The organism is Chryseobacterium sp. BLS98 (assembly GCF_001045445.1).
Lineage (GTDB): Bacteria > Bacteroidota > Bacteroidia > Flavobacteriales > Weeksellaceae > Chryseobacterium.
The window spans coordinates 990,920-1,011,084 of record NZ_LFNF01000001.1 but is presented as its reverse complement, the minus strand read 5'-3'; the positions used below and the strand labels follow the sequence as shown (position 1 = coordinate 1,011,084).

18 protein-coding genes and 4 tRNA genes are annotated in these 20,165 nt (G+C 37.7%); 5 read left to right on the top strand and 17 right to left on the bottom strand.

Features of this window, described 5'->3' with window-relative positions:
- Nucleotides 1-18 precede the first annotated feature (18 nt).
- From ACM40_RS04550 to ACM40_RS04530, 5 genes are all read right to left on the bottom strand, one after another.
- The gene (locus ACM40_RS04550) at nucleotides 19-387 is read right to left on the bottom strand and encodes a hypothetical protein (protein WP_048501594.1); all 369 of its coding nucleotides are present in this window, start codon (nucleotides 385-387) and stop codon (nucleotides 19-21) included.
- Between the two features lie 367 nt (nucleotides 388-754).
- Nucleotides 755-839: transfer RNA gene (locus ACM40_RS04545), tRNA-Leu, on the bottom strand.
- Between the two features lie 178 nt (nucleotides 840-1,017).
- Nucleotides 1,018-1,101, bottom strand: a tRNA-Leu gene (locus tag ACM40_RS04540).
- 6 nt (nucleotides 1,102-1,107) lie between these two features.
- Nucleotides 1,108-1,183, bottom strand: a tRNA-Gly gene (locus ACM40_RS04535).
- Between the two features lie 4 nt (nucleotides 1,184-1,187).
- Nucleotides 1,188-1,269, bottom strand: a tRNA-Leu gene (locus ACM40_RS04530).
- Nucleotides 1,270-1,439: 170 nt separating this feature from the next.
- Here ACM40_RS04530 and ACM40_RS04525 point away from each other — a divergent pair.
- Genes ACM40_RS04525 through ACM40_RS04515 form a run of 3 tightly spaced genes read left to right on the top strand, consistent with a single transcriptional unit; the run spans nucleotide 1,440 to nucleotide 3,408 of the window.
- Entirely contained in the window at nucleotides 1,440-1,817 is a 378-nt protein-coding gene (locus ACM40_RS04525) for a DUF3127 domain-containing protein (RefSeq protein WP_040992893.1), read from the top strand.
- A gap of 60 nt (nucleotides 1,818-1,877) precedes the next feature.
- Nucleotides 1,878-2,531: a leucyl/phenylalanyl-tRNA--protein transferase gene (gene aat, locus ACM40_RS04520; RefSeq protein WP_048501593.1), complete on the top strand. Its 654-nt coding sequence runs from the start codon at nucleotides 1,878-1,880 to the stop codon at nucleotides 2,529-2,531.
- Complete coding sequence (locus ACM40_RS04515) at nucleotides 2,518-3,408, top strand: DMT family transporter (protein ID WP_048501592.1); 891 nt, start codon at nucleotides 2,518-2,520, stop codon at nucleotides 3,406-3,408. Before aat ends, ACM40_RS04515 begins: the two co-directional genes overlap by 14 nt.
- 176 nt (nucleotides 3,409-3,584) lie before the next feature.
- Here the strand turns inward: ACM40_RS04515 and ACM40_RS04510 are convergent, their stop codons facing one another.
- From ACM40_RS04510 to ACM40_RS04485, 6 genes are all read right to left on the bottom strand, one after another.
- Nucleotides 3,585-4,967 carry a tetratricopeptide repeat protein gene (locus ACM40_RS04510; RefSeq protein WP_048501591.1) on the bottom strand — a complete coding sequence of 461 codons (1,383 nt, stop codon included), beginning with the start codon at nucleotides 4,965-4,967 and terminating at the stop codon, nucleotides 3,585-3,587.
- A gap of 288 nt (nucleotides 4,968-5,255) precedes the next feature.
- Complete coding sequence (gene glmM, locus ACM40_RS04505) at nucleotides 5,256-6,638, bottom strand: phosphoglucosamine mutase (RefSeq protein ID WP_048501590.1); 1,383 nt, start codon at nucleotides 6,636-6,638, stop codon at nucleotides 5,256-5,258.
- Between the two features lie 61 nt (nucleotides 6,639-6,699).
- Nucleotides 6,700-7,728 carry a DUF4421 family protein gene (locus ACM40_RS04500; RefSeq protein ID WP_048501589.1) on the bottom strand — a complete coding sequence of 343 codons (1,029 nt, stop codon included), beginning with the start codon at nucleotides 7,726-7,728 and terminating at the stop codon, nucleotides 6,700-6,702.
- A 221-nt stretch (nucleotides 7,729-7,949) separates the two neighbouring features.
- Nucleotides 7,950-9,983, bottom strand: a complete 2,034-nt coding sequence (gene feoB / locus ACM40_RS04495) for a ferrous iron transport protein B (RefSeq protein ID WP_048501588.1) — start codon at nucleotides 9,981-9,983, stop codon at nucleotides 7,950-7,952.
- The gene (locus tag ACM40_RS04490) at nucleotides 9,983-10,237 is read right to left on the bottom strand and encodes a ferrous iron transport protein A (RefSeq protein ID WP_081780125.1); all 255 of its coding nucleotides are present in this window, start codon (nucleotides 10,235-10,237) and stop codon (nucleotides 9,983-9,985) included. Before ACM40_RS04490 ends, feoB begins: the two co-directional genes overlap by 1 nt.
- Nucleotides 10,238-10,371: 134 nt before the next feature.
- Nucleotides 10,372-11,283 (bottom strand): GLPGLI family protein, encoded by a 912-nt coding sequence (locus tag ACM40_RS04485; protein ID WP_048501587.1) that lies wholly within the window; start codon nucleotides 11,281-11,283, stop codon nucleotides 10,372-10,374.
- Nucleotides 11,284-11,486: 203 nt separating this feature from the next.
- Between ACM40_RS04485 and ACM40_RS04480 the strand changes: the two genes are divergently transcribed.
- On the top strand, nucleotides 11,487-11,984 hold the full coding sequence (locus ACM40_RS04480) for a DinB family protein (protein ID WP_048501586.1): 498 nt from the start codon (nucleotides 11,487-11,489) through the stop codon (nucleotides 11,982-11,984).
- A gap of 65 nt (nucleotides 11,985-12,049) precedes the next feature.
- Here ACM40_RS04480 and ACM40_RS04475 read toward each other — a convergent pair whose 3' ends face one another.
- Nucleotides 12,050-14,800 carry a hypothetical protein gene (locus ACM40_RS04475; protein ID WP_048501585.1) on the bottom strand — a complete coding sequence of 917 codons (2,751 nt, stop codon included), beginning with the start codon at nucleotides 14,798-14,800 and terminating at the stop codon, nucleotides 12,050-12,052.
- Between the two features lie 435 nt (nucleotides 14,801-15,235).
- On the opposite strand from ACM40_RS04475, the gene ACM40_RS04470 reads away from it, so the two are divergent.
- A complete protein-coding gene (locus ACM40_RS04470; protein WP_048501584.1) occupies nucleotides 15,236-16,117 on the top strand; it encodes a cupin-like domain-containing protein in 882 nt (293 codons plus the stop codon).
- A gap of 35 nt (nucleotides 16,118-16,152) precedes the next feature.
- On the opposite strand, the gene ACM40_RS04465 is transcribed toward ACM40_RS04470, so the two are convergent.
- The 5 genes from ACM40_RS04465 to ACM40_RS04445 all read right to left on the bottom strand — a co-directional run bounded on the left by ACM40_RS04465 (nucleotide 16,153) and on the right by ACM40_RS04445 (nucleotide 20,163).
- Nucleotides 16,153-16,557 carry a hypothetical protein gene (locus tag ACM40_RS04465; protein WP_048501583.1) on the bottom strand — a complete coding sequence of 135 codons (405 nt, stop codon included), beginning with the start codon at nucleotides 16,555-16,557 and terminating at the stop codon, nucleotides 16,153-16,155.
- Nucleotides 16,547-16,828, bottom strand: a complete 282-nt coding sequence (locus ACM40_RS04460; protein ID WP_048501582.1) for a hypothetical protein — start codon at nucleotides 16,826-16,828, stop codon at nucleotides 16,547-16,549. Before ACM40_RS04460 ends, ACM40_RS04465 begins: the two co-directional genes overlap by 11 nt.
- 143 nt (nucleotides 16,829-16,971) lie before the next feature.
- The gene (locus tag ACM40_RS04455; RefSeq protein WP_048501581.1) at nucleotides 16,972-18,696 is read right to left on the bottom strand and encodes a hypothetical protein; all 1,725 of its coding nucleotides are present in this window, start codon (nucleotides 18,694-18,696) and stop codon (nucleotides 16,972-16,974) included.
- 173 nt (nucleotides 18,697-18,869) lie between these two features.
- Nucleotides 18,870-19,619 (bottom strand): metallophosphoesterase family protein, encoded by a 750-nt coding sequence (locus ACM40_RS04450; protein WP_048501580.1) that lies wholly within the window; start codon nucleotides 19,617-19,619, stop codon nucleotides 18,870-18,872.
- A gap of 1 nt (nucleotide 19,620) precedes the next feature.
- On the bottom strand, nucleotides 19,621-20,163 hold the full coding sequence (locus ACM40_RS04445; protein WP_048501579.1) for an RNA 2'-phosphotransferase: 543 nt from the start codon (nucleotides 20,161-20,163) through the stop codon (nucleotides 19,621-19,623).
- Nucleotides 20,164-20,165: the final 2 nt, after the last annotated feature.

Here is a 20,165-nt window from a genome sequence, read left to right as displayed (position 1 = left end):
TACAAATTCATTTCAGGTTTATCCTACGTTCAGCCAGCCTGTCATTCTTTCGATACTGCTCTTCAGCTGATCTGCATTCCTGAAATTCCCCGAATTATTCTGCTTAAAATATCGTTCTGCACGAAGATTGAAATTCTTTTTTTCAGAATCTGAAAGTTCATTTTTTCCATGTATGGTAAATGAAATCTCTCCTTTTCCATTAATAATAAGGCTTGCAAATCCTAATATCTGATTGTTTTTCTTCACCAAAAGAAAAGGAACACCAAATTCCTTACTGAGTTTAGAAGAATTCTGTACCTGCAGAAAAATATTTTTTAAAGACGGTATATCTGAAATATAAACTTCGGCATACTGAAGCTGTTGATGGTTACGAATAATAGTTTCCATAATATTCTGTTTTAGTATAACAAAATTATGGGGTATTCATTTAAGGATACAGATACAGAAGTTAATATTATTTTGGGTACAGATTGAATAAAAATATTAATCTTATCGTTTTATGTCTAAACAAAGCTGCATTTTCTTACGCAAAGTTTAAATTGGAATGCCGGATAGCTTTAAGAATGCAAAGATGGAATCAATCTTCGATTGATCTGATTAAGCGTGTATTTCATTTCAGCTTTTAAATTAGCAAATTATTGTGTTCGAGAAATTTTACTTATTCTTGAGCTTCATATCTGATTCTGAGAAGGATTTGTTTGAAGTTCTATAAAATAAAAAACTCTCCATTGAAATTCAATAGAGAGTTTTCTTATGGTGCGGATGAAGGGACTCGAACCCCCACGCCTCACGGCACCAGATCCTAAGTCTGGCGTGGCTACCAATTACACCACATCCGCTGGTTGTCTATTCTTTTATGCAAAGAATCTGTTTCCTTTTGTGGTTACAAATATAAAACATTTTGCTTTAAATAAGAACCCAAGATATAAAAACGTTCAAAAAACTGAATAAATAAACAGCTATTTACAAACCTTTAAAACTAAAAAACTCTCCGTTGAGATCAACAGAGAGTTTTAGTACCCCAGACGGGACTTGAACCCGTACGTCCTTACGGACACAGGATTTTAAGTCCTGCGTGTCTACCAGTTCCACCACCAGGGCATGGTGTGGAGCGAAAAACGGGATTCGAACCCGCGACCCCAACCTTGGCAAGGTTGTGCTCTACCAGCTGAGCTATTTTCGCATAGTGCGGATGAAGGGACTCGAACCCCCACGCCTCACGGCACCAGATCCTAAGTCTGGCGTGGCTACCAATTACACCACATCCGCTGGTTTGTTTATTTTAAAGAGCTTGCTTCGTTTTTGTGAGTGCAAATATAGGACTTTTTCCTTTTTCTCCAAACTTTTGAGAAAAAAAAATTAAAATTCACACATTTTTTTTCCGCCCCCTCTATTATTACATTTCATTTTCTTACTTTTACAACGTTAACAATTACAATATGGAATTACAAGGAACGGTAAAGAAACTTTTTGATGCTCAGACATTTGCAAGCGGCTTTCAAAAGAGAGAAATGGTTATTTTGACTCAGGAACAGTATCCACAGCCGATAAACATAGAATTTTTGTCTGATAAGATCAGTTTATTAGATAACCTTAGAGAAGGTGAGACTGTAAAGGTGGGAATCAACATCAGAGGTAGAGAATGGGTTTCTCCACAGGGTGAAACTAAATATTTCAATTCTATTACAGGATGGAGAGTAGAAAAGGTTATGGATAACGGATCTGAACCTACACAAGCTTCTCCGTCTCAATCTGCTTCCCCGGTATCCAATGAAAATCCTTTCGCTGGAGATGATGATGACGATTTACCTTTTTAATTAAAAAATAAGATCCAATATAAATCCTGCTTTCTCAAGTGGGATTTTTTTTCCAAAAAAATGGTCCGATTAGACGAAAACGAGATTTCATTCCCCGATCCTGAGCTTTATGACGGTCATGAGGGCTTGGTTGCTTTTGGTGGCGATCTGTCCATAGAACGCATTTGGTTTGCTTATCAGCTGGGAATTTTTCCCTGGTATAACCCGGGAGAAGAGATATTGTGGTGGTGTCCGGACCCAAGGTTTGTCCTGTTTCCTGATGAAATAAAAGTATCCAAATCGATGCGGAAAATCCTAAACAGAGGTATTTTTACTTTTTCGGAAAACAAAAGTTTCAGAGAAGTTATCCTGAATTGCCAGCAGGCCAGCAGAAAAGGACAGACGGGAACATGGCTTTCGGATGAGCTGATGGAATCTTTTATCAAGCTTCACGAATATGGCTTAGCCAAAAGCATTGAGGTGTGGCAGGACGGAGAATTAGTCGGCGGGTTTTACGGTCTTCAGATTGGCAATGTTTTCTGTGGGGAAAGCATGTTTGCCAAAGTAAGCAATGCTTCCAAAGCCGGCTTTATTCACTTCGTAGAAAGGAACAAAAACAACTTAGATCTTATTGATTGTCAATCCCATACCGAACACCTTGAAAGCCTGGGCGCCAAAATGATTCCCAAAAAAGAATTTTTAAAAATCTTACACAAAAACAATGAACGCCAATAAAGAAAAATGGATACTTCTGATTGTATTAACCCTGATCTGGGGATCTTCTTTTATTCTGATCAAAAAGTCTCTTGAGCATTTCAGTCCCTATCAGGTAGGAGCGCTAAGGGTCCTGATTGCCGGTATTATTCTGATGCCTGTTGCGATCTCGAAATATAAGCTGTTTCCTAAAAAACATTTGAAATGGCTTATTCTGGCTGCGTTTACAGGAAATTTTATTCCTATGTTCCTGTTCCCGATTGCAGAGACGGAAGTGAGCAGCAGTATTGCGGGAATCATCAATTCTATGATGCCAATTTTTGTCATTATTGTGGGCGCACTGGTATGGAAGTTCGAAACAACAAAGAAACAGATTGTAGGAACATTAATAAGCTTTGCTGGGGTTTGTTTACTAGCTTTTGGCGGTGATGGAGAAGGTGGAAAATTCAAACTGATTCCTATATTACTGCTGTTATTGGCCACCTTATGTTATGCGATGAGTACTACAACCGTGAAATCTAAACTGATGGAGGTTTCCTCTACCATTTTATCTGCATTTGTTTTCTCATTTGTTTTATTTTTCCCTTCCCTTATTGCTTTGGCATTCACAGGGTTCTTTTCAACCTTCTCTTTTAATGAAGATAATATGCTGGGGCTGATGTTTGTAAGCTTACTATCTATCTTTGGAACAGGACTGGCTATGACGCTGAATTACCGTTTATTAAAAGTATCTACACCACTGTTTGCCTCAACAGTAACATTGCTGATGCCCATTGTTGCTATTATCTGGGGCTTTCTGGATGGTGAAAAACTGAGTCTTTTACAGTTTGTGGGAGCAGGAGTTATTATCGGAGGGCTGATTTTTCTAAGGTCAAAACCAGGCGTTATAAAAAAATAAAATATATTATTTAACTGATATCAACTAAAAATCCTGCATTGCTGCAGGATTTTTTATTTATGATTGTTACTTTTAACCATTAAGAATTTTTAAGCTGTTAAGGAATATTAAGGTAGATCTTTCGATTTAAGACTTTCATAAACTTCTATCTCTTCAATCTTCCTTCTCCCAACTTTTTAAGAATTCTTCTTTTTCACTTTCGCTTTGACTTTTTTCACCTCATCCTTAATGAACGGATATTTTTTCTGCATATCGGTAGCGAGTGAAGAATCAATATTTAAAGCTTTCTGAAGAGATTCTGCTCCTTTTTCCGGGTTTCTCAAGTTGAAATAGCAGTTGCTGAGCTGATAATAAAGTTCTGCTCTGTCATGCACCTTGATGGCTTTATCCAGAATCGTTACGGCCTCTTCATATTCTCCCAAAAGCATCAGTACTTCCGAATAGGCATACCAATTGTAAAATCTTGAAGGCTCTGCATCTACCAGCTTTTTAAGACAGCTAAGGCTTTCTTCAAATTTTCCGGAATCGATGAACAGGAAGGCCAGTCTTTTCTGATAGTCAAGGTTGCTGTCATTAAGCTGGGTGGCTTCTTTTGCAAAATGAAGGGCTTCTTTCATACCTCCCATTTCTTCATAAAGATAAGACTGCTCCATCATGGACAAATAAAACTGAGGGTCTTCTCTCAATGATTTCTGAAATGCATTAAGAGCCATTATGGACTGTTTCTGTGCTTTGTAGCACAATCCTATCTTATAAAATGTAAATGCTTTGGTATATTCAAGCTCAAGCATTTCCTCATATACTTCCACGGCTTTCTGATACTGCCCGAGAGCTTCATAACAGGCCGCTTTATTGGCATATACTCCTACAGAACTTGAATTGATCGCCAGCAGGTAATCATATCCTTTGATGGCTTCCTCATAGTTCTTTCTGTTGAAGTAAAACTGCCCGTACTCGAACCATGCGGTCTCGGAATAGGCAAATTCATCTAAATATTCATTAAGAAAGGCAATAGCCTCCTCGCTCTTATTCAGGTCGCTGAAGCAGATCATACAGTTTTCAAGTGAATACTCGTCCGTAGGATCTTCTTTTAGGGCTTTCCTGTAATGCTTAAGAGCGTTAAAAGGATCTCCCAAGTTTACATATTCGTCTGCAATGAAGTTGTGAAGGAAGTTCTCTTCTTCTTTCAGTTCTAATGCTTTTTTGCAGATATCAATGGCTTTTCTGGGATTTCCCAGGTTCGAATAATACTTCGCGTAGCAGACCATAAAGTCTGTGTTTTCCATAGATGAACCTTTCAGTTCGTCTATAAGTTCTTTTGCGGTATTATAATCTTCCCATTCCAGAAGAATCTCAAGTCTTTTGATCTTGATATCCAATGAATTCGGGTGAAGCTTAAGGCCATAATTAACAGCATTGTCTGCGTAGTTAAAATCTCCCAGCTCCAAATAATAAACAATAATATCTTCCAACTCTTCGGTATCGAAGTAGAATTCATCATTGTTTTCCATCATTTCCTCGAACTTTTTTACAAGTTCATTTCCAAAATACTCTTCCAATAGTGTCGTCTTCGTCGGCCAGATGTCTGAATATACATTACAAACCTCGGCAAACTTTTTAATTAATAATAACTTCTGAAACTGAAATTCAAATGTTTATGCAAAGTTGCAACTTTTTTTTGAATTAATTTTTCATAAATTTCTATATTAAAGATAGTAAAAAAAGAAAAGAGATAAAAGGATTGTGGATAAAAAACTCAAATTGTGGTTAAAAATCTGCAATGCTGTTTTCCGAACTGTTTTCTGCAAAAAAAGAACGGAACATTTCTGCTCCGTTCCTGTTTTATTTTAGATTAAACTTTTAATTTTAGCAATGATATCATCTCCAAGTTTATCGGCCTCTTCCTGTGAGTGGGCCTCGGTATAAATTCTGATGATCGGCTCGGTATTTGATTTTCTCAGGTGAACCCAGTTCTTTTCGAAATCGATTTTCACACCATCTACGGTTGAAACTTCTTCATTCTGGTATTCTTTTTCCATTTTGGCTAAGATATCATCTACATTGATCTCCGGCGTTAATTCTATTTTCTTTTTACCCATGAAATATTCCGGATATCCGGCTCTTAACTGAGATACCGTTTTGTTTTCTTTTGCCAAATGGGTTAAGAACAAAGCGGCTCCTACTAAAGAGTCTCTTCCGTAATGAAGATCAGGATAGATAATTCCTCCGTTTCCTTCACCACCGATTACTGCATTTTTCTCTTTCATCAGGTTTACAACGTTTACTTCCCCCACAGCACTTGCAAAATATTCTGAATCATGGCTTCTTGCAACATCCCTTAAGGCACGACTTGAAGAAAGATTGGAAATGGCCGTTCCTTTTTTATGCTTTAATAAGTAATCTGCTACTGCAACCAGGGTGTATTCTTCTCCGAACATCTCTCCATTTTCATCAATTAATGCCAGCCTGTCTACATCCGGGTCTACAACGATTCCTAAATCTGCATTTTCTTTTTTTACAAGCTCGCAGATGTCTCCCAAATGTTCTTTTAAAGGTTCAGGGTTGTGTGGAAACTGGCCGTTGGGTTCGCAATATAATTTTACTGTTTCGCAGCCCAGTTTATCCAGAAGCATTGGAATTGCTATTCCTCCTGTAGAGTTAACGGCGTCCAGAACTATTTTGAACTTTTTAGCTTTAATGGCTTCAACATCTACCATCGGCAAATCAAGGATCTGCTGGATATGAATATCAAATGCATCCTGTCTTGTTTCGTACTTTCCAAGGTCGTCCACTTCAGCATAATTGAAATCTTCGCTTTCTGCCAGGGCCAATACCTCAGCACCGTTTTCCCCGCTGATGAACTCACCTTTACCATTCAATAGTTTAAGAGCATTCCATTGTTTAGGGTTGTGAGAGGCTGTCAGGATAATTCCTCCGTCTGCCTTAAGCTCCGGAACCATTATTTCCACCGTTGGTGTTGTAGAAAGTCCAAGGTCTACTACGTTAATTCCCAGACCCTGTAGAGTAGCTGTAACGAGTGAAGAAACCATTTCTCCTGAAATTCTGGCGTCTCTTCCTATAACCAGGGTTAAATTCTTTTTATTTTGTGTATTCTGAAGCCAGGTCCCGAATGCGGAAGCAAATTTCACCACATCCAAAGGGGTCAAGTTATCATTTACTTTTCCTCCTATTGTCCCTCTGATCCCTGAAATAGATTTAATTAATGACATTCTGATATTATTATTTTAATTGGTTGTATTCCCGGCAAAGATACTCAAAAGACCTTATAAGTTATAAGATGGGAATTTTTTTCTGAAGCTTGTCATAATTTCTTTCTACCACTTTTGGCGGAGGAAAACGATAGCCTATGTAAAGCAATCCGAATATATTATTATTCTGCACATTCTGGTTATCTTTTTCGTTATAAGCATATGCAGTGACATTGAATTTCCCTCCAAACAGAAACCTGTCGGTATTATATCCTATATGAAGTCCTGTCGCAAACCGAAAGGTTAAATACTGTGTATTGACTTTATTGGCTTTGGATCCGTTTTCAAGAATATCCCAGCTGCTGGAGAACATCCCGCCAAGTCCCAGAGAAACATTGGGTGCAATATTGACCCTTTTTTGGACTCCCGGTACCCAGTTGTAAAAGTAGCCCATGCTGGCCCCGAAACTGTACTGGGTTTCTTTACTTTTCTGCCCGTTTAAAATATCCCTGAATACCGAAAGATCATAATCCAGAATAGGAACCCAACTCCCACGGCTTTGTTTCTGCCATTCCCCCTGAGTATAAATACTTTTCAGGGAAAAATTATCTTTCAGGACATAGGCCGTAGACCCTCCAAAGCTTTGCACTCTCAGATCAGGAAACTGAAGATACGGATCTCTTCCTTCTTTCCAGTCCGGGAAAAAATCGCTCATATTTTCCATGTAAAATCCTTTTACATTTTTGTAATAAACGGTCTGGATAAATTTTTTCGGGAAAAAGCGAAATCTCAGATCTGTGTAAGAACTGGTTCCTTTAAGCTGGTCATCATTATTCCCCGGAAGAAAACCTGGTGTGAATGAAATGGTGGCACTTATAATTCTGTAATCAATGGAAAAAGAGGTCCTTATTTTATTATTGATTGTAAAAATGGTTTCGAGGGGCTTGTCTTCGGGACCTTCTGTAAAAATATAATTCTCAATATTGGTATCAAGGTTAACGCGGACCATTACCTGATCTGCATAAGATTTGATTTTGGTGGTATCTGCCTGGGCTTTTACCAGAACTGTGAAAAGAAAAAATAATAAGGCAACTGATAATTTAAGATTCAATTTGAAATAGTTTTAGTTTCAAAAAATGAAAATACTACTATTTTTTCAATTAAAAACTTAAAAATATAATCAGGAACATCCGCAGTCCTTGTCGCAGTTGGTTCTTTTGGAGCTGAATTTTTTAGGTGCAAAATTTTTCCTGAGTACTTTAAATAAAGAGTAACAGGCAAATGCAACAATCAATATAATGATTATGTACTGAAAAATTAATGAGGTATCCATTATTTTAAAATCTGATAAGCTATTAACGACACAAAATATGCCAAACCGGTCATCATCGCCACCTGAAAGCCGGTCCATTTCCAGCTTTTGGTTTCTCTGTAGACTACTGCAAGTGTGGAAACACACTGCATTGCAAATGCGTAGAATAAAAGGACGGAAATACCTGTGGCAAAGCTGAACACTTTCTCGCCATTCGGTTTTACGTCTCTTCTCATTTTATCAATTACTTTTACTTCGGGCGCATCATCTTCCAGGCTGTACAGGGTAGACATTGTTCCTACGAAGACTTCCCTTGCGACAAAGCTGGTCAGAATTCCCACTCCCATCTTCCAGTCGTAACCGAGAGGTTCAATAAGCGGCTCAATTCCTTTGCCCATTTTAGCAAGATAGGAATGATCGAGTTCTACATTGGTGGCCACCACCTGATCAGGCTTCTGTTTAGGGCCAAAGTAACTTAAAAACCATACAATGATGCTTACAATAAAAATGATCTTTCCTGCTCCTGTAACGAATTCCCACACTTTGCCCAGAACCATTTTAAGGTCGTATCCGAAAAGTGGTTTTTTATAGGTCGGTAAATCCATTACCAGATAAGTCTTTTCTTTATTTTTGATAAATTTCTTAAGAACAGATGCTGAAAACAGTGCCACAAGGAACCCTAAAAGGTACATTGCCATCAATACCAGCGCTTTATATTTAATTCCGAGGAATGATCCGTCTGAAATAATAAGTCCGATAATAATACTGTACACCGGCAGCCTTGCAGAACAGGTCATGAAAGGAGTAACGAGTATGGTTAATAGCCTTTCTTTTACATTCTCAATATTTCTTGTAGAGATTACAGCAGGAATGGCGCAGGCGGTTCCGGATACAAGAGGAACTATACTTTTCCCGTTCAGTCCGAAAGGACGCAGCAGCCTGTCCATCAGGAATACAACTCTTGCCATATATCCTGAATCTTCCAGTAAGTATAAGAAATATAATAAAATACCGATTTGTGGTGCAAATACTACAATCCCACCGATTCCGGGGATAATTCCGCTTGAAACCAGTGAATTAATAGGCCCTTCAGGAAGATGTTCCCCTGTAAATGCAGCCAGCCATGAAAAGGTGTCGTCGATCCAGTTCATCGGATACTCTGCAAGGAAGAAAACGCTTTGGAAAATGATTAACAGGATCACGAGAAAAACTACGTAACCCCAGAATTTGTGAACCAGCACTTTGTCCAATTTTTCTGTCAGAAGTTCTTTGAACTGTGCTTTTTTAGAGATTACATTTGCCAGTATTTTATCTACGTTCTGATATCTTCTTACAGTTTCCTGAACCTGAAGCCGTTTCGGAACAAGACTTTTGGTTTCCGGCTCGTTCAGTAGGTCTTTTATTGAATCTATTTTTCCCAGTTCAGAACCTAATGAAAGGCTCATCCAGGCTTTATATTCGTTGTCAAGGCCTTTATGGGATGCTATTTTTTGTATAAAAGCTTTATGCTCGTTCGGGGTTTCAAATGATATCTTGTCGGCTTTTTGGAATCCGCTGTTCAGGACCGCCTCTTTGATCTTGTCTATTCCAATCTGCTCTTTAGCATTGGTCTGGATAATTTTAATGCCTAAGGCGTCAGAAAATTTTTGGATATCAATGCTGATCCCTCTTCTTTCCGCCTGGTCTATCTGGTTAACGATCAGAATCATTGGTATGCCAAGGTCCTGTATCTGCTGAAAGAGCAGCAGCCCTCTTTTTAAACTTAATGCTTCAAGGATATAGATGACGCCTTCATAGTTTTTCTGCTCATCAATAAGAAATTTGGAGAAAATAGCTTCATCTTCAGAACTTGGATATACACTGTATGAACCCGGAAGATCAATTACTTCAACTTCTTCGTTTTTATAGGTGTAATTTCCTGAATGGCTTGCAACAGTAACTCCTGCATAATTCCCGGTCTTTTGTTTTTTATTGCACAGTGCATTGAAAACGGTGGATTTTCCTACGTTGGGATTCCCGACCAAGAGGACCTGTTTTTTCTTATTTTCCTGCATTAATTCAATTCTTCAACAATAATATACTCTCCCTCTTCTTCACGAAGAGCGATGCGGCTTTTTTCCTCTCCAAACTCAACATACATGGGACCCTTGAACGGCGCCTGGTACAAAACCCTGAAAATAGTCTCGGGCAGAAGGCCCATTTCTATAATTTTGTTGGGCATTCTCAGCTGATCATTATCATAACCCAAAATCTTCCCCATTTTGTTTTTAGGGAATCCACTTAATTTATGTAAGTTAATCTCTTCCAAAGCCAGATTTTTTGTAAGGGCAAATATACGCTATTTAAATTTAATCTAAATAACAAAAGAGATGAAAGAAATCAACCCAAACACATTGCTGTATCTGGGTTGATTTAATAATATAATTTAGTTGATATGAATGCTTATTTTTTCTTCTTCTCCTGAGTTTGTGATGATGAAATTTCTATTGGATTATCATTGGCACTGAAGAAATCTTTAGCTACTTTTTCCTGCTTTTTCATCATTTCCCCAACGGTCATATCTGATCCAGGCATTTTCATACTCATCATTTCTGGTGTTACTCTCTGACGTGCTTCTGCCATCGGATCCTGCTTAAAGCTTGCATAAGCTTTTTCAAACTTTTCCTTGGTGGTAGGCGTTATCGTTTGAGGAATTCCATATTTTGCATTTATTTTGTCGGAATAAGACATTTCGTCATAATTAGAGATTTTCTTATTACCGCTTAGCTTCCATGAGTAATTTTTCTCGGAATCTTCGATTTTAACAATCAAGCCCGGAAGACCGTAAAATTTGTAAGGTCCATCCTGAAAAGGAATATCCGTACTGAACCAGGCTGTCCATTTTCTTCCTCCAAATTCGGTAGTGGCTTTCTGTGTATTGTATTCGCCTACTTTTTCTTTTTCCGGTAAAATGTTCCAGTTGAATTTAATGTCGTCATCGTATCCAAAAAGATTCATACTTACTCTGTCGATATACTGCTCCTTCATTTCCGGATAAGTTTTAACGACTTTATATGAAAATTTAGGCATTTTAATAAGCTTGGTTACATCTTTCCAGCTTTTTGTCTTTTCCATTTCTTCCACAGCTACTTTAATAATGGAATCTTGAGAGGGAATTGTATAATCCTGATAGATTGATTTTTTACTTGTAATGTCCAGAATAGCCACTACTTTATCCATCTTGGTGGAATCTTTCTTCGGTTTAAAAGTAAGTTCGTAAAAGAACCTGTTTGCTGTTTCTTTGGAATCTTTGGAATCCTGTGCCGATGCAAAAGCAAAAAGGGCAATAAAGAATACAGAAAATAGTTTTTTCATTGTAATAATGTTTGTATAATTAGTTATCAATTGTTGAAATATGTTACAGTTTTTTTTCAAAAATTCACCAGAACGAACATAAACTATTGCAAATCAAAAATTTACATTATTTCCAAAATAAGTCAGAAATAAAATTATGATTTCTTTAAAACTTTCTGATCTTCAAAAGCCTTATCTTTAAGTATCTAAAAAAACAAAATATTATGGACACTTTATCTCAATTAAAATCCGAACTGGAGGGAGAATTCCAAACCACAAAAAAATTTATTGAACTATTCCCTGAAGGAAAAAACGATTATGCTCCTCACGAAAAAAGCATGAAAATGATGCCTCTTGCCACCCATCTCGTAGAAGTTTTTGAATGGCCGAACACTATTTTGAAAACTTCTGAACTGGATTTTGGTAAAGGCGATTACAAACCGACTGTCCTTTCTACAAAAGATGATCTTATGAAAAAACTGGAAGACGATTATCAGTCGGCAAAAACGGCATTGGAAAATAGCACAGAAGCCGATCTCAATCCTAGCTGGACGATTAAAAATGACGGCCACGAACTGGCAAGCTGGAGCAAATATGGCGCGATTCGCCATGCTCTGAACCAGATCACTCACCACAGAGCTCAGCTGGGAGTTTATTACAGACTGAATAATATTCCTCTTCCGGGAAGCTATGGTCCTTCTGCGGATTATCAAAGTTTTTAGACAGCAGAATATATCTCAAACAAAAAACCAATCTCGCTGAGATTGGTTTTCTATTATTATGTTTTCTATTTAAAGTTGAATTTTACGGTAAACATGACTTGGCTTGGACGGAGTTGTACTCTTGTATACGCAACGCTGTTTGTAATCTGATTGATATTGTAGGTTTCAAAAACTTTTCTATTGGCAATATTCATCCACTTCAATTCAAAATCCACTTTCTTTTTAGCCCACGTGAACTGATAAGACAGATCATAAAAAGCGTTATTATATTTATTCTGACCGTCACTTGTATTCACCTGATCCCAATTGAATCCTATTGTATGATTTTCTACAGGATAGAAAAATGCGCCTAAATTATGGTTAAAGCCTGTATTGATTCCCAATCTTCCTCCTTTATCATTCAATCCTATATTGTCTTGTTTGTTTCTGGAAAAATTAAGATTATAATCTATGCTCATCCAGCTGAAATAAGTATTATTCAGTTTAAATCCATAAGACTGAGTATTATTTTTACTTAAATACTGAATATTATCCAGGAATGCATCCGATTTAGACAAGGTATTGCTATAACTTACAGAAGCATTCGTTTTAAATTTCGGAAAATATTTACCTACTTCTATGCTCAATCTGTTGTTCTTTGCATGGTTTTCCTGCTCTCTGTACTGAATTAACGTAAATCCTGTATTGATGTCAAGGATCGGAGATGCCAAGAGGTTTTTCTTACTGTCACTTAAAGAGTAGTTCACATTGAAAAACAAATTATTCAGAGGATTTCTGTACTCAATTCTTGATCCGGCGCTCTTTGAATTGGTTTGTGGAATAGGGTTATTGGGATCCATCACACTAAATCCTCCCGGACTTTGTAGCATATATCCTGCATATGCGGATTGTACATCGCCGAAATTATTGCTGATATTTCCATTCAAACTAGCTTTCCAGAAAGAGGCGAAAGAGTACTGAACAAATAGATTTGGGGTAAACGTTGTTTTATTAAGTGATTTATGAACATTTCTTAATTCATCCTCAGCTTTGATACTATTGAAATTTACCGGAGCATTAGCAAAAAGACTCCATGCTTCAGATTTATAATTTATTCCTAAAGATGCGTTAGGATTAAATTCTGTAAATCTCAGATCATTTTGATAGGCCGTTCCTTCAAAACTCGGAGCTACATCATTCTCAATAGCCGGATTTGGTATCGCTGTTCCATTAAAACGAGTATCTAGGTTTTTTGATGAAAAATCAAGTCCTACCTGAGGGGTAAAGGTCCATCCTTTCTTAGAAAAACTGATGTTCGCAGAATGAGATGTTTCCAAAGTCTTCAGCCTGAAATTCTGAATTACAGATGTTCCCGGAGCAAAATTGATTGCCGTAGCAGAATCCACTACAGGATTTTTATATAAAATCTGAAGATAGTTGGCAGGTGAAACCTCAAGGGTTTGCTTGTCGTCCTGATAACTGATATATGATTTAAAATTAACCATCTTTTCCTTCCACGGAATGATGGTACTTAACGAGTTCTGGAAAGAAGATGTTGGAGATTCTACTGCTTCATTTCCAATTCTTCCCACTCTTGTGGCCACCGCCCTGTCTGCATTCCAGAACTGGCTGAAACTTGTTGTATTCTTAAAGAAGCCCTTCTTTGCGTTTTTAGTAAAGATAAGCTCGCCTTTTACCTTGTCTGTATAAAAGTTATTTTTAGTGCTTGTTATTATTGTAGATCCCGGCTTATCATTTCTTGGGCTGTACACGGTTTCTACAATATCTTCTCTTTCCACTGCATTGTTGGTATAATTGGCATTGGCCTTAAGTTCCCATTCTTTCTTTTTATCAATATTGGTAAGATAATTGGCAGACAGATAATGTACATTGTTCATTAAATATCTTTTTACAGGAAGATTGGGAGTGCTGGCATTTTCTACATTCAGCCAGTCGTTTTGAGCAGCATTGATTCTTCTTCCTTCCCATCCGCTTCCGAATGCCAGGATATTTCCTTCATTTTCCACCTGCTCACCCATATTGTTGGTTTTATAGTTGACCACCCACTGGCTTTTCTGCCCGAAAAACATAGGGGTCAGCTTAACGTTCCATAGCCACGGATCTCCAAAACCGGTTCCTACTTCCCCTCTTCCGGTCATGGTAACAGAATTTTTTAATTTGATATTGATAGCAGCCTGATCAGAAGGCACTTTATCCTGAAGGATTTTTACCGGCTGGTGGTTTTCAAGGACTTCCACTTTCTGTACGGCATCTTTCGGAAGCGAGTTGTTGATGGTTCCATAACCTCCTTCCATAAGATCTTTTCCGTTGACATAAAATTTATTGATGGCATTTCCCTGGTAAAGAATACTTCCGTCTTTATTGACTTCAATTCCCGGAATTTTTCTCATTACATCGGCAAGCGTTCTGTCATTCTTACTATCAAAAGCCTTAAGGTCATACGCAATGGTATCTCCTCTTGCGGTAATCATCTTGGTTTTTAGCTGAACTTCTTTTATTTCTGTCGCTTCAGACTGCATTTTGAATGTCAGGGTCTGGTCGCTGTTGCTGATCTGTTTGGTCAGAGGTTTTTGATTGAATGCCTTCACCTTCAGGTCTACATTGGACTCTGAAGAAGTGAAAGTCACCTTATATTCCCCCTTGGAATTGGTAATCCCGTAGGCCAGAATGGCATCCTTACCCGGTTCTTCTATGGTAACACTGGCGCTGGGAATAGCGGATCCGTCTTCATCGGTAATTTTCCCCGACACTGTTTTCTGTGCAAAAGTGAGCACGGTGAAAAAAAGCATCAGAAATAAAGAAATCTTTCCTTTCATAATTTATTATTTGCCTAATTAGTTTACTGCTTGTGTTTTTTGTTACACTTTTATAAAGATGTGTTTTACTGGTAAAGGTTAAATTTATATCACTACAAATATAGTTATATTTTTCATTTACTAATGTTTTGGCCGCTATTTTTATAAAATGATATGTAAATTCTACTTTAATAATTTGTTTGGTATGCAAAATCCTTAAAATTATTCTGCAAAAATTAAATTCTGAATATTTATTTTCTATTTAATGATTTTCTTCCATTAACAAAAAATGATGAATTATAAAGGGAAAGTTCAAATAATTTCAGGCCTCATTTATTTTTTTAATTTTTAATTTAGTCTAAATAGTTAAAAATGATTTGAATCATAGATTAAAAAAAACTTAAACACTGATTCATATATATTTATTTAATAATTTTGTAACATAAAATTTATAGAATGGGAATTATTTTAAAGCCTATAGATGTTGTAGATGATATTACTCAGGAAGAATTTACGGAAAAATATCTAAAGCCCAGAAGGCCCGTTGTCATTAAAAATATGGCAAAAAAGTGGCCTGCTTATCAGAAATGGACCATGGATTATGTGAAGGAGGCAGTGGGTGATGTGGAAGTTCCTCTCTATGATTCTAAAAAAGCCGACCCTGCAGCACCCATCAATACACCTACTACCAAAATGAAGTTCGCAGATTATATAGATCTCATCCAAAAGGAGCCTACCGATCTGAGAATTTTCTTTTTTGACCCTATAAAGCACGCCAATAAATTATTGGAAGACTATATCTCTCCAAAAGAGCTGATGGGAGGTTTTCTTGATAAATACCCATCTATGTTTTTTGGCGGAAAAGGTTCTGTAACCTTCCTTCACTACGATATTGACATGGCTCATATTTTCCACACCCATTTCAATGGAAGAAAACATGTAAAACTGTTTGATTATAAATGGAAAGAAAGGCTTTATCAGCTTCCCTATGCTACTTATGCCCTGGAAGATTATGATATAGAGAACCCTGATTTTGAAAAATATCCTGCCCTGAACGGTGTAGAAGGAATTGAGTGTTTCCTTGAGCATGGGGATACCCTTTTTATGCCTACCGGATGGTGGCACTGGATGAAATACCTGGACGGAAGTTTCTCGATCTCTCTGAGAGCATGGGACAAATCCTGGGCTGTAAAAGCTCATTCTTTATGGAACCTTACCGTACAGCGTAAATTTGACGATATCATGAAGTCCAATTTCAAGAAAAAATATATGGACTGGAAAGAAAAAGTAGCCGTTAAAAGAGCAGAAATTGCTTTGAAAAGAGGTTTACCAAAATAAATATAAAAAGACGTTTCATTTGAAGCGTCTTTTTATTATTGTGCGTTTAGCAGAAGCTCTTCCATATTCCTTGTCACTTCATTGCATGAGAAGCAGGCTTCTTTTCCATCCTGAGAGAACCATCTGCATTGCGACCGGATCGGGCAAAAGAAAAGTTCGGTTTCTTTATGGTTATCCAGGTTCTGTACTTTCCGGGAAAGAGTACATCTGGACTCTTCTTTATCCCACTGTGCACAGCCTCCTTCAACACATTTCCCCGTAAAGCGGAAACGTTGCTCAAGGTTCTTCTTATCTCTATTCTGATCAATAAAATCTTCTGTGACGGTGAGGGGTGTAATGAAACGTACCTTCCCGTCTTTGCTGACCACTCCAAAAAGCTGTGCCCCAACTTTTCCTATATAGCTGGGACACTTCTTTGAAGTATTGGAATTAGCCTCCATAACTTTTTATTTGAGACTGAATGTCTTTCACCTGACTCTGAATATCGATTCCGGGCTTGAAAATAATGATTCCCCAAGGAAACCAGTCTTTTATTTTCAATGGTCTTATGAGTCCTTTGAAATCCCTGTGAGCTCCAAAGGCCTGAGTATTGTCAATTTTTGAAAGTTCGGACAGAACCACACTCTGAATTCCTCTGTCAATATTTTTCAACTGCTCGTCTGAAAGATCTACTCCTTCCAATGAAACGAAAAAATGCTTTTTAGTTGCCATAACTATAGTTTTTATTGGTTTTATAAAGCAAAGTTCGTTTAAACAGAAGGATTAACAGACAGGAAAAACACCCTAATTGCGTAGGGCGAAAACCTGTAAATTAAATTCTGGTTATCAATTATTTAAGTTAAAATTCATACTATCTATAAAATTCTATAAACCGGATACTGCCTGAACGTTTTTTCCTCGAAGTATGGGGAATTCCTGTAGATCCAGTCGAGTTGCGCGGTTCCATCATCCGCAAACTTTTTATCTGATGATTTTTTTGCTTCAAATGCATCTTTCAGCTTTTGATCCGTCTTTAGTAATTCTGAAGCGGTATCTTCAAAAATATAAGCGGAATAATATTCTTTCTGTGCTAAAATTCCATCAAAAAAATTCCAGTTAAAAAATGAGTCTAAAGCCTCAGGTTCAAGTGTTTCTATGATATATTTTACACCAGGCTGACCGGTCGGAATCAAATAATCTCCCGCTGAAAAAGTGAGTCTTTTTTCCTCTGCTTCCACACTTGTATCGTAGTGAAGATAGTGTCCTTCGTAAGGGTTTTTAACGGTTTTAAAATCTTTAATCCTATAAGACTGAACAGTTGCCATACTGTCTTTATGGAGCATTGTCATTTGGATCCTGTTTCTTTTCAGCTCTTCAATCACCCGGTACTGGGACTGCGGAACCACATAATATTTCGGAATGGTGATATATCCGGTAGGAACTGCTGTGGTAAAAAGCTTAATTTTTTTTGTAAAGGGTTTGTTCCTGTCGTAATACAATCTCGGTTTCCCGGAAATATCACTGGGCTTGTATTTTCCTTCGTATCCTTTAAAATCCATGGTAGAGAATTTTGAAGAGTCAATTTTCCAGCGGATTCCATACTTCATTCCGTCTTTGTACTGTTTTAAATTCTCGATACGAAGCTGCTTTATCTTCTGATAATCTTTCTCTATATTCTGAAGGTTCACCAGCATATATTTATAGGTTGCATCCACTCTTTTATCATAAGGTTTCAGCATGTGCGTTTCAGGAACGGTTCCCAGGGAGTTAAACAGCGTTGTATATCCTGTGGAATATCTCGGAGAGTCTTCAAAAGCAGCAAATCCTTCATCCGGTACATCCCCGTGAATATTGACATAAGGGGTACTTTCGTAGCCCTGCTTTTTCATATCCTCCAGGTTTTTAGCCTGATAGTCATTGTAAAAATAATTTCCAAGGGTGTTTCCCAGACGTTCTTTAAAGGTAGAAATATAGGTGAAAGTATACTGATAATCAGCTCCGTTACTTACATGATTGTCTATAAAAACATCCGGCTGAAGCCACTGATATATTTCCTGAAAACTTCTGGCGTTTCTGGAATCTGCTTTAATAAAATCCCTGTTCAGGTCATAATTTCTTACATTTCCCCTGAAACCGTATTGTTCCGGCCCGTTCTGATTCGCTCTTGAATGAGAACCCCTGTTCAGCATTCCACTGACATTGTAAGCGGAAATTGCTGCAACGATAAAGTTCTTAGGTTTCTTTACTCTCCCGGTTGCCAGATCACGGATCAGCATCATGGTAGCATCTATTCCGTCCGGCTCTCCCGGGTGAATCCCGTTGTTGACGAAGAGGATCGCTTTATCTTTTCTCAGTTTTTCCAGGTCTTTTTCCGGGAAGGGATTGTAAATGACCACATAGATCGGTTTTCCGTTGTCGTCTTCTCCTTTTTTAAGGTACTGGACTGTATTAAAGTTTTTAGAAAGTTCCTGGTAGTAGGCATTCATTTCTTCATAGGTAACCGTTTGGTTTCCGTTTCCTTTTTCAAAAGGGGTTTGAAATGAATTTTGGGCGAACAGCCAGGAAGAGCTCAGGAAGATCAGGAGGTATTTCAGTTTCATTGAAGCAATTTTTTGATCTTCAAAATTACTTAATGATTTTGTTTAAGCTTTTATTTTTAACAATAAAAAGGCACAATTTTTTGAAATAAATCGGGAGGTTGATTGTTTTCTAAAAATTATTGTGGTTTATTTTTTTCTCTCGCTGATTTTGCAGATTACCCTGATTTTTTTAATTATGGGATATTTAAGATGTCTGTATTCCGGCCTTTTTCGTCAGGATATAAGGATGGGAGCGGATCACTCTGCCAGAATTCCCTGGTATCGATATCCATTATGGAGAGGGAACCTGTAAAAGCAGCTCCGGTATCTATATTCCAGATATTTGCTTTATTTACCGGATGATTAATTCCTATATCCAATGTCGGTGTGTGGCCTATAAATATTTCATTATATAGAAGCAATCTTTTCGGATAAAGCCTCGAATCTTTCCTCAACTTTTTGTCCATGGCCACGGCTGTTTCCCAAAGAGTCCTGTCCCATCGGTAATTGCTTGAATAGACTTCTTTTTCAGGACCATGCATGGATGAGTAACCGGCATGAATAAACAATCGGTTTTCCTGATCTATATGGTAGTTTTTCATTCTCTGAAAGAATTCAAGGTGGAGCTGCAGGTCTTCCACTGAATAGTCATTATAACTTTCTACAGTGCTTTTGCCTCCATTGAAAAGCCAGATGTCCGGTCGATTTCCGGAAACGAGCCAGTCTTCGCACCAGGTATCATGGTTTCCTTTAATAAAAACACACTGCTGCTTTTCAGACAGTTCAATAAGAAAACTGATGACCTCAGCAGATTCGCTCCATCCATCCACATAATCTCCCAGAAAAATAAGATGGTCATCATCTTTAACTTGCGCTCTCTCAAAAACCTGTTTCAGAGCTTTGAAGCCTCCATGAATATCTCCTATTACTAATGTTCTGCTCATCTTACTTTGAAATATATTTGGCATCCACAAAATCTGTCAGCCAGACTCCGTTTGCTGAAAGATAGAAATGTATTCCATTATCATACATTTCCTTTGTTCTGATCGTCAGAATAACAGGTTTTCCGTGACGCATTCCTACTTTGGTGGCTGTCTCCTTATCTGCGCTCAGGTGAACATGCTGGCGGTTTCTTTTTTCAATTCCTTTTTCAAGGATGGAAGAAGTATTGGAGTCTGCGGTTCCATGATAGAGAAAGTCAGGCGGCTGTGCTGCTTTTAAAGCCAGATCTATATCGATGGAATGCCCCTGGCTGGCTCTTATTTTTGTTTTATCTTCATTAAACGCAAAACGTTTTTTATTATTGGTTTCTACTACTTCTTCAAGATCTTCAAAACTGAAGTGCATTCTGCCTTTTGCGGATTTTGCAATCAGTTCATTAACATCAGCCCATCCGTTTTCATCAAGCTTCAGCTGAATGGTTTCAGGCTGATGCCTCAGAATAAGGCTTAGAAATTTGCTTATTTTTTTATTTTCTGCTTCATTCATTG

Coding starts and splice junctions, on each gene's coding strand:
- ACM40_RS04550 (WP_048501594.1), bottom strand. CDS start 387: ATGGAAACTATTATTCGTAACCATCAACAGCTTCAGTATGCCGAAGTT.
- ACM40_RS04525 (WP_040992893.1), top strand. CDS start 1,440: ATGGAATTACAAGGAACGGTAAAGAAACTTTTTGATGCTCAGACATTT.
- aat (WP_048501593.1), top strand. CDS start 1,878: ATGGTCCGATTAGACGAAAACGAGATTTCATTCCCCGATCCTGAGCTT.
- ACM40_RS04515 (WP_048501592.1), top strand. CDS start 2,518: ATGAACGCCAATAAAGAAAAATGGATACTTCTGATTGTATTAACCCTG.
- glmM (WP_048501590.1), bottom strand. CDS start 6,638: ATGTCATTAATTAAATCTATTTCAGGGATCAGAGGGACAATAGGAGGA.
- feoB (WP_048501588.1), bottom strand. CDS start 9,983: ATGCAGGAAAATAAGAAAAAACAGGTCCTCTTGGTCGGGAATCCCAAC.
- ACM40_RS04485 (WP_048501587.1), bottom strand. CDS start 11,283: ATGAAAAAACTATTTTCTGTATTCTTTATTGCCCTTTTTGCTTTTGCA.
- ACM40_RS04480 (WP_048501586.1), top strand. CDS start 11,487: ATGGACACTTTATCTCAATTAAAATCCGAACTGGAGGGAGAATTCCAA.
- ACM40_RS04475 (WP_048501585.1), bottom strand. CDS start 14,800: ATGAAAGGAAAGATTTCTTTATTTCTGATGCTTTTTTTCACCGTGCTC.
- ACM40_RS04470 (WP_048501584.1), top strand. CDS start 15,236: ATGGGAATTATTTTAAAGCCTATAGATGTTGTAGATGATATTACTCAG.
- ACM40_RS04465 (WP_048501583.1), bottom strand. CDS start 16,557: ATGGAGGCTAATTCCAATACTTCAAAGAAGTGTCCCAGCTATATAGGA.
- ACM40_RS04460 (WP_048501582.1), bottom strand. CDS start 16,828: ATGGCAACTAAAAAGCATTTTTTCGTTTCATTGGAAGGAGTAGATCTT.
- ACM40_RS04455 (WP_048501581.1), bottom strand. CDS start 18,696: ATGAAACTGAAATACCTCCTGATCTTCCTGAGCTCTTCCTGGCTGTTC.
- ACM40_RS04450 (WP_048501580.1), bottom strand. CDS start 19,619: ATGAGCAGAACATTAGTAATAGGAGATATTCATGGAGGCTTCAAAGCT.
- ACM40_RS04445 (WP_048501579.1), bottom strand. CDS start 20,163: ATGAATGAAGCAGAAAATAAAAAAATAAGCAAATTTCTAAGCCTTATT.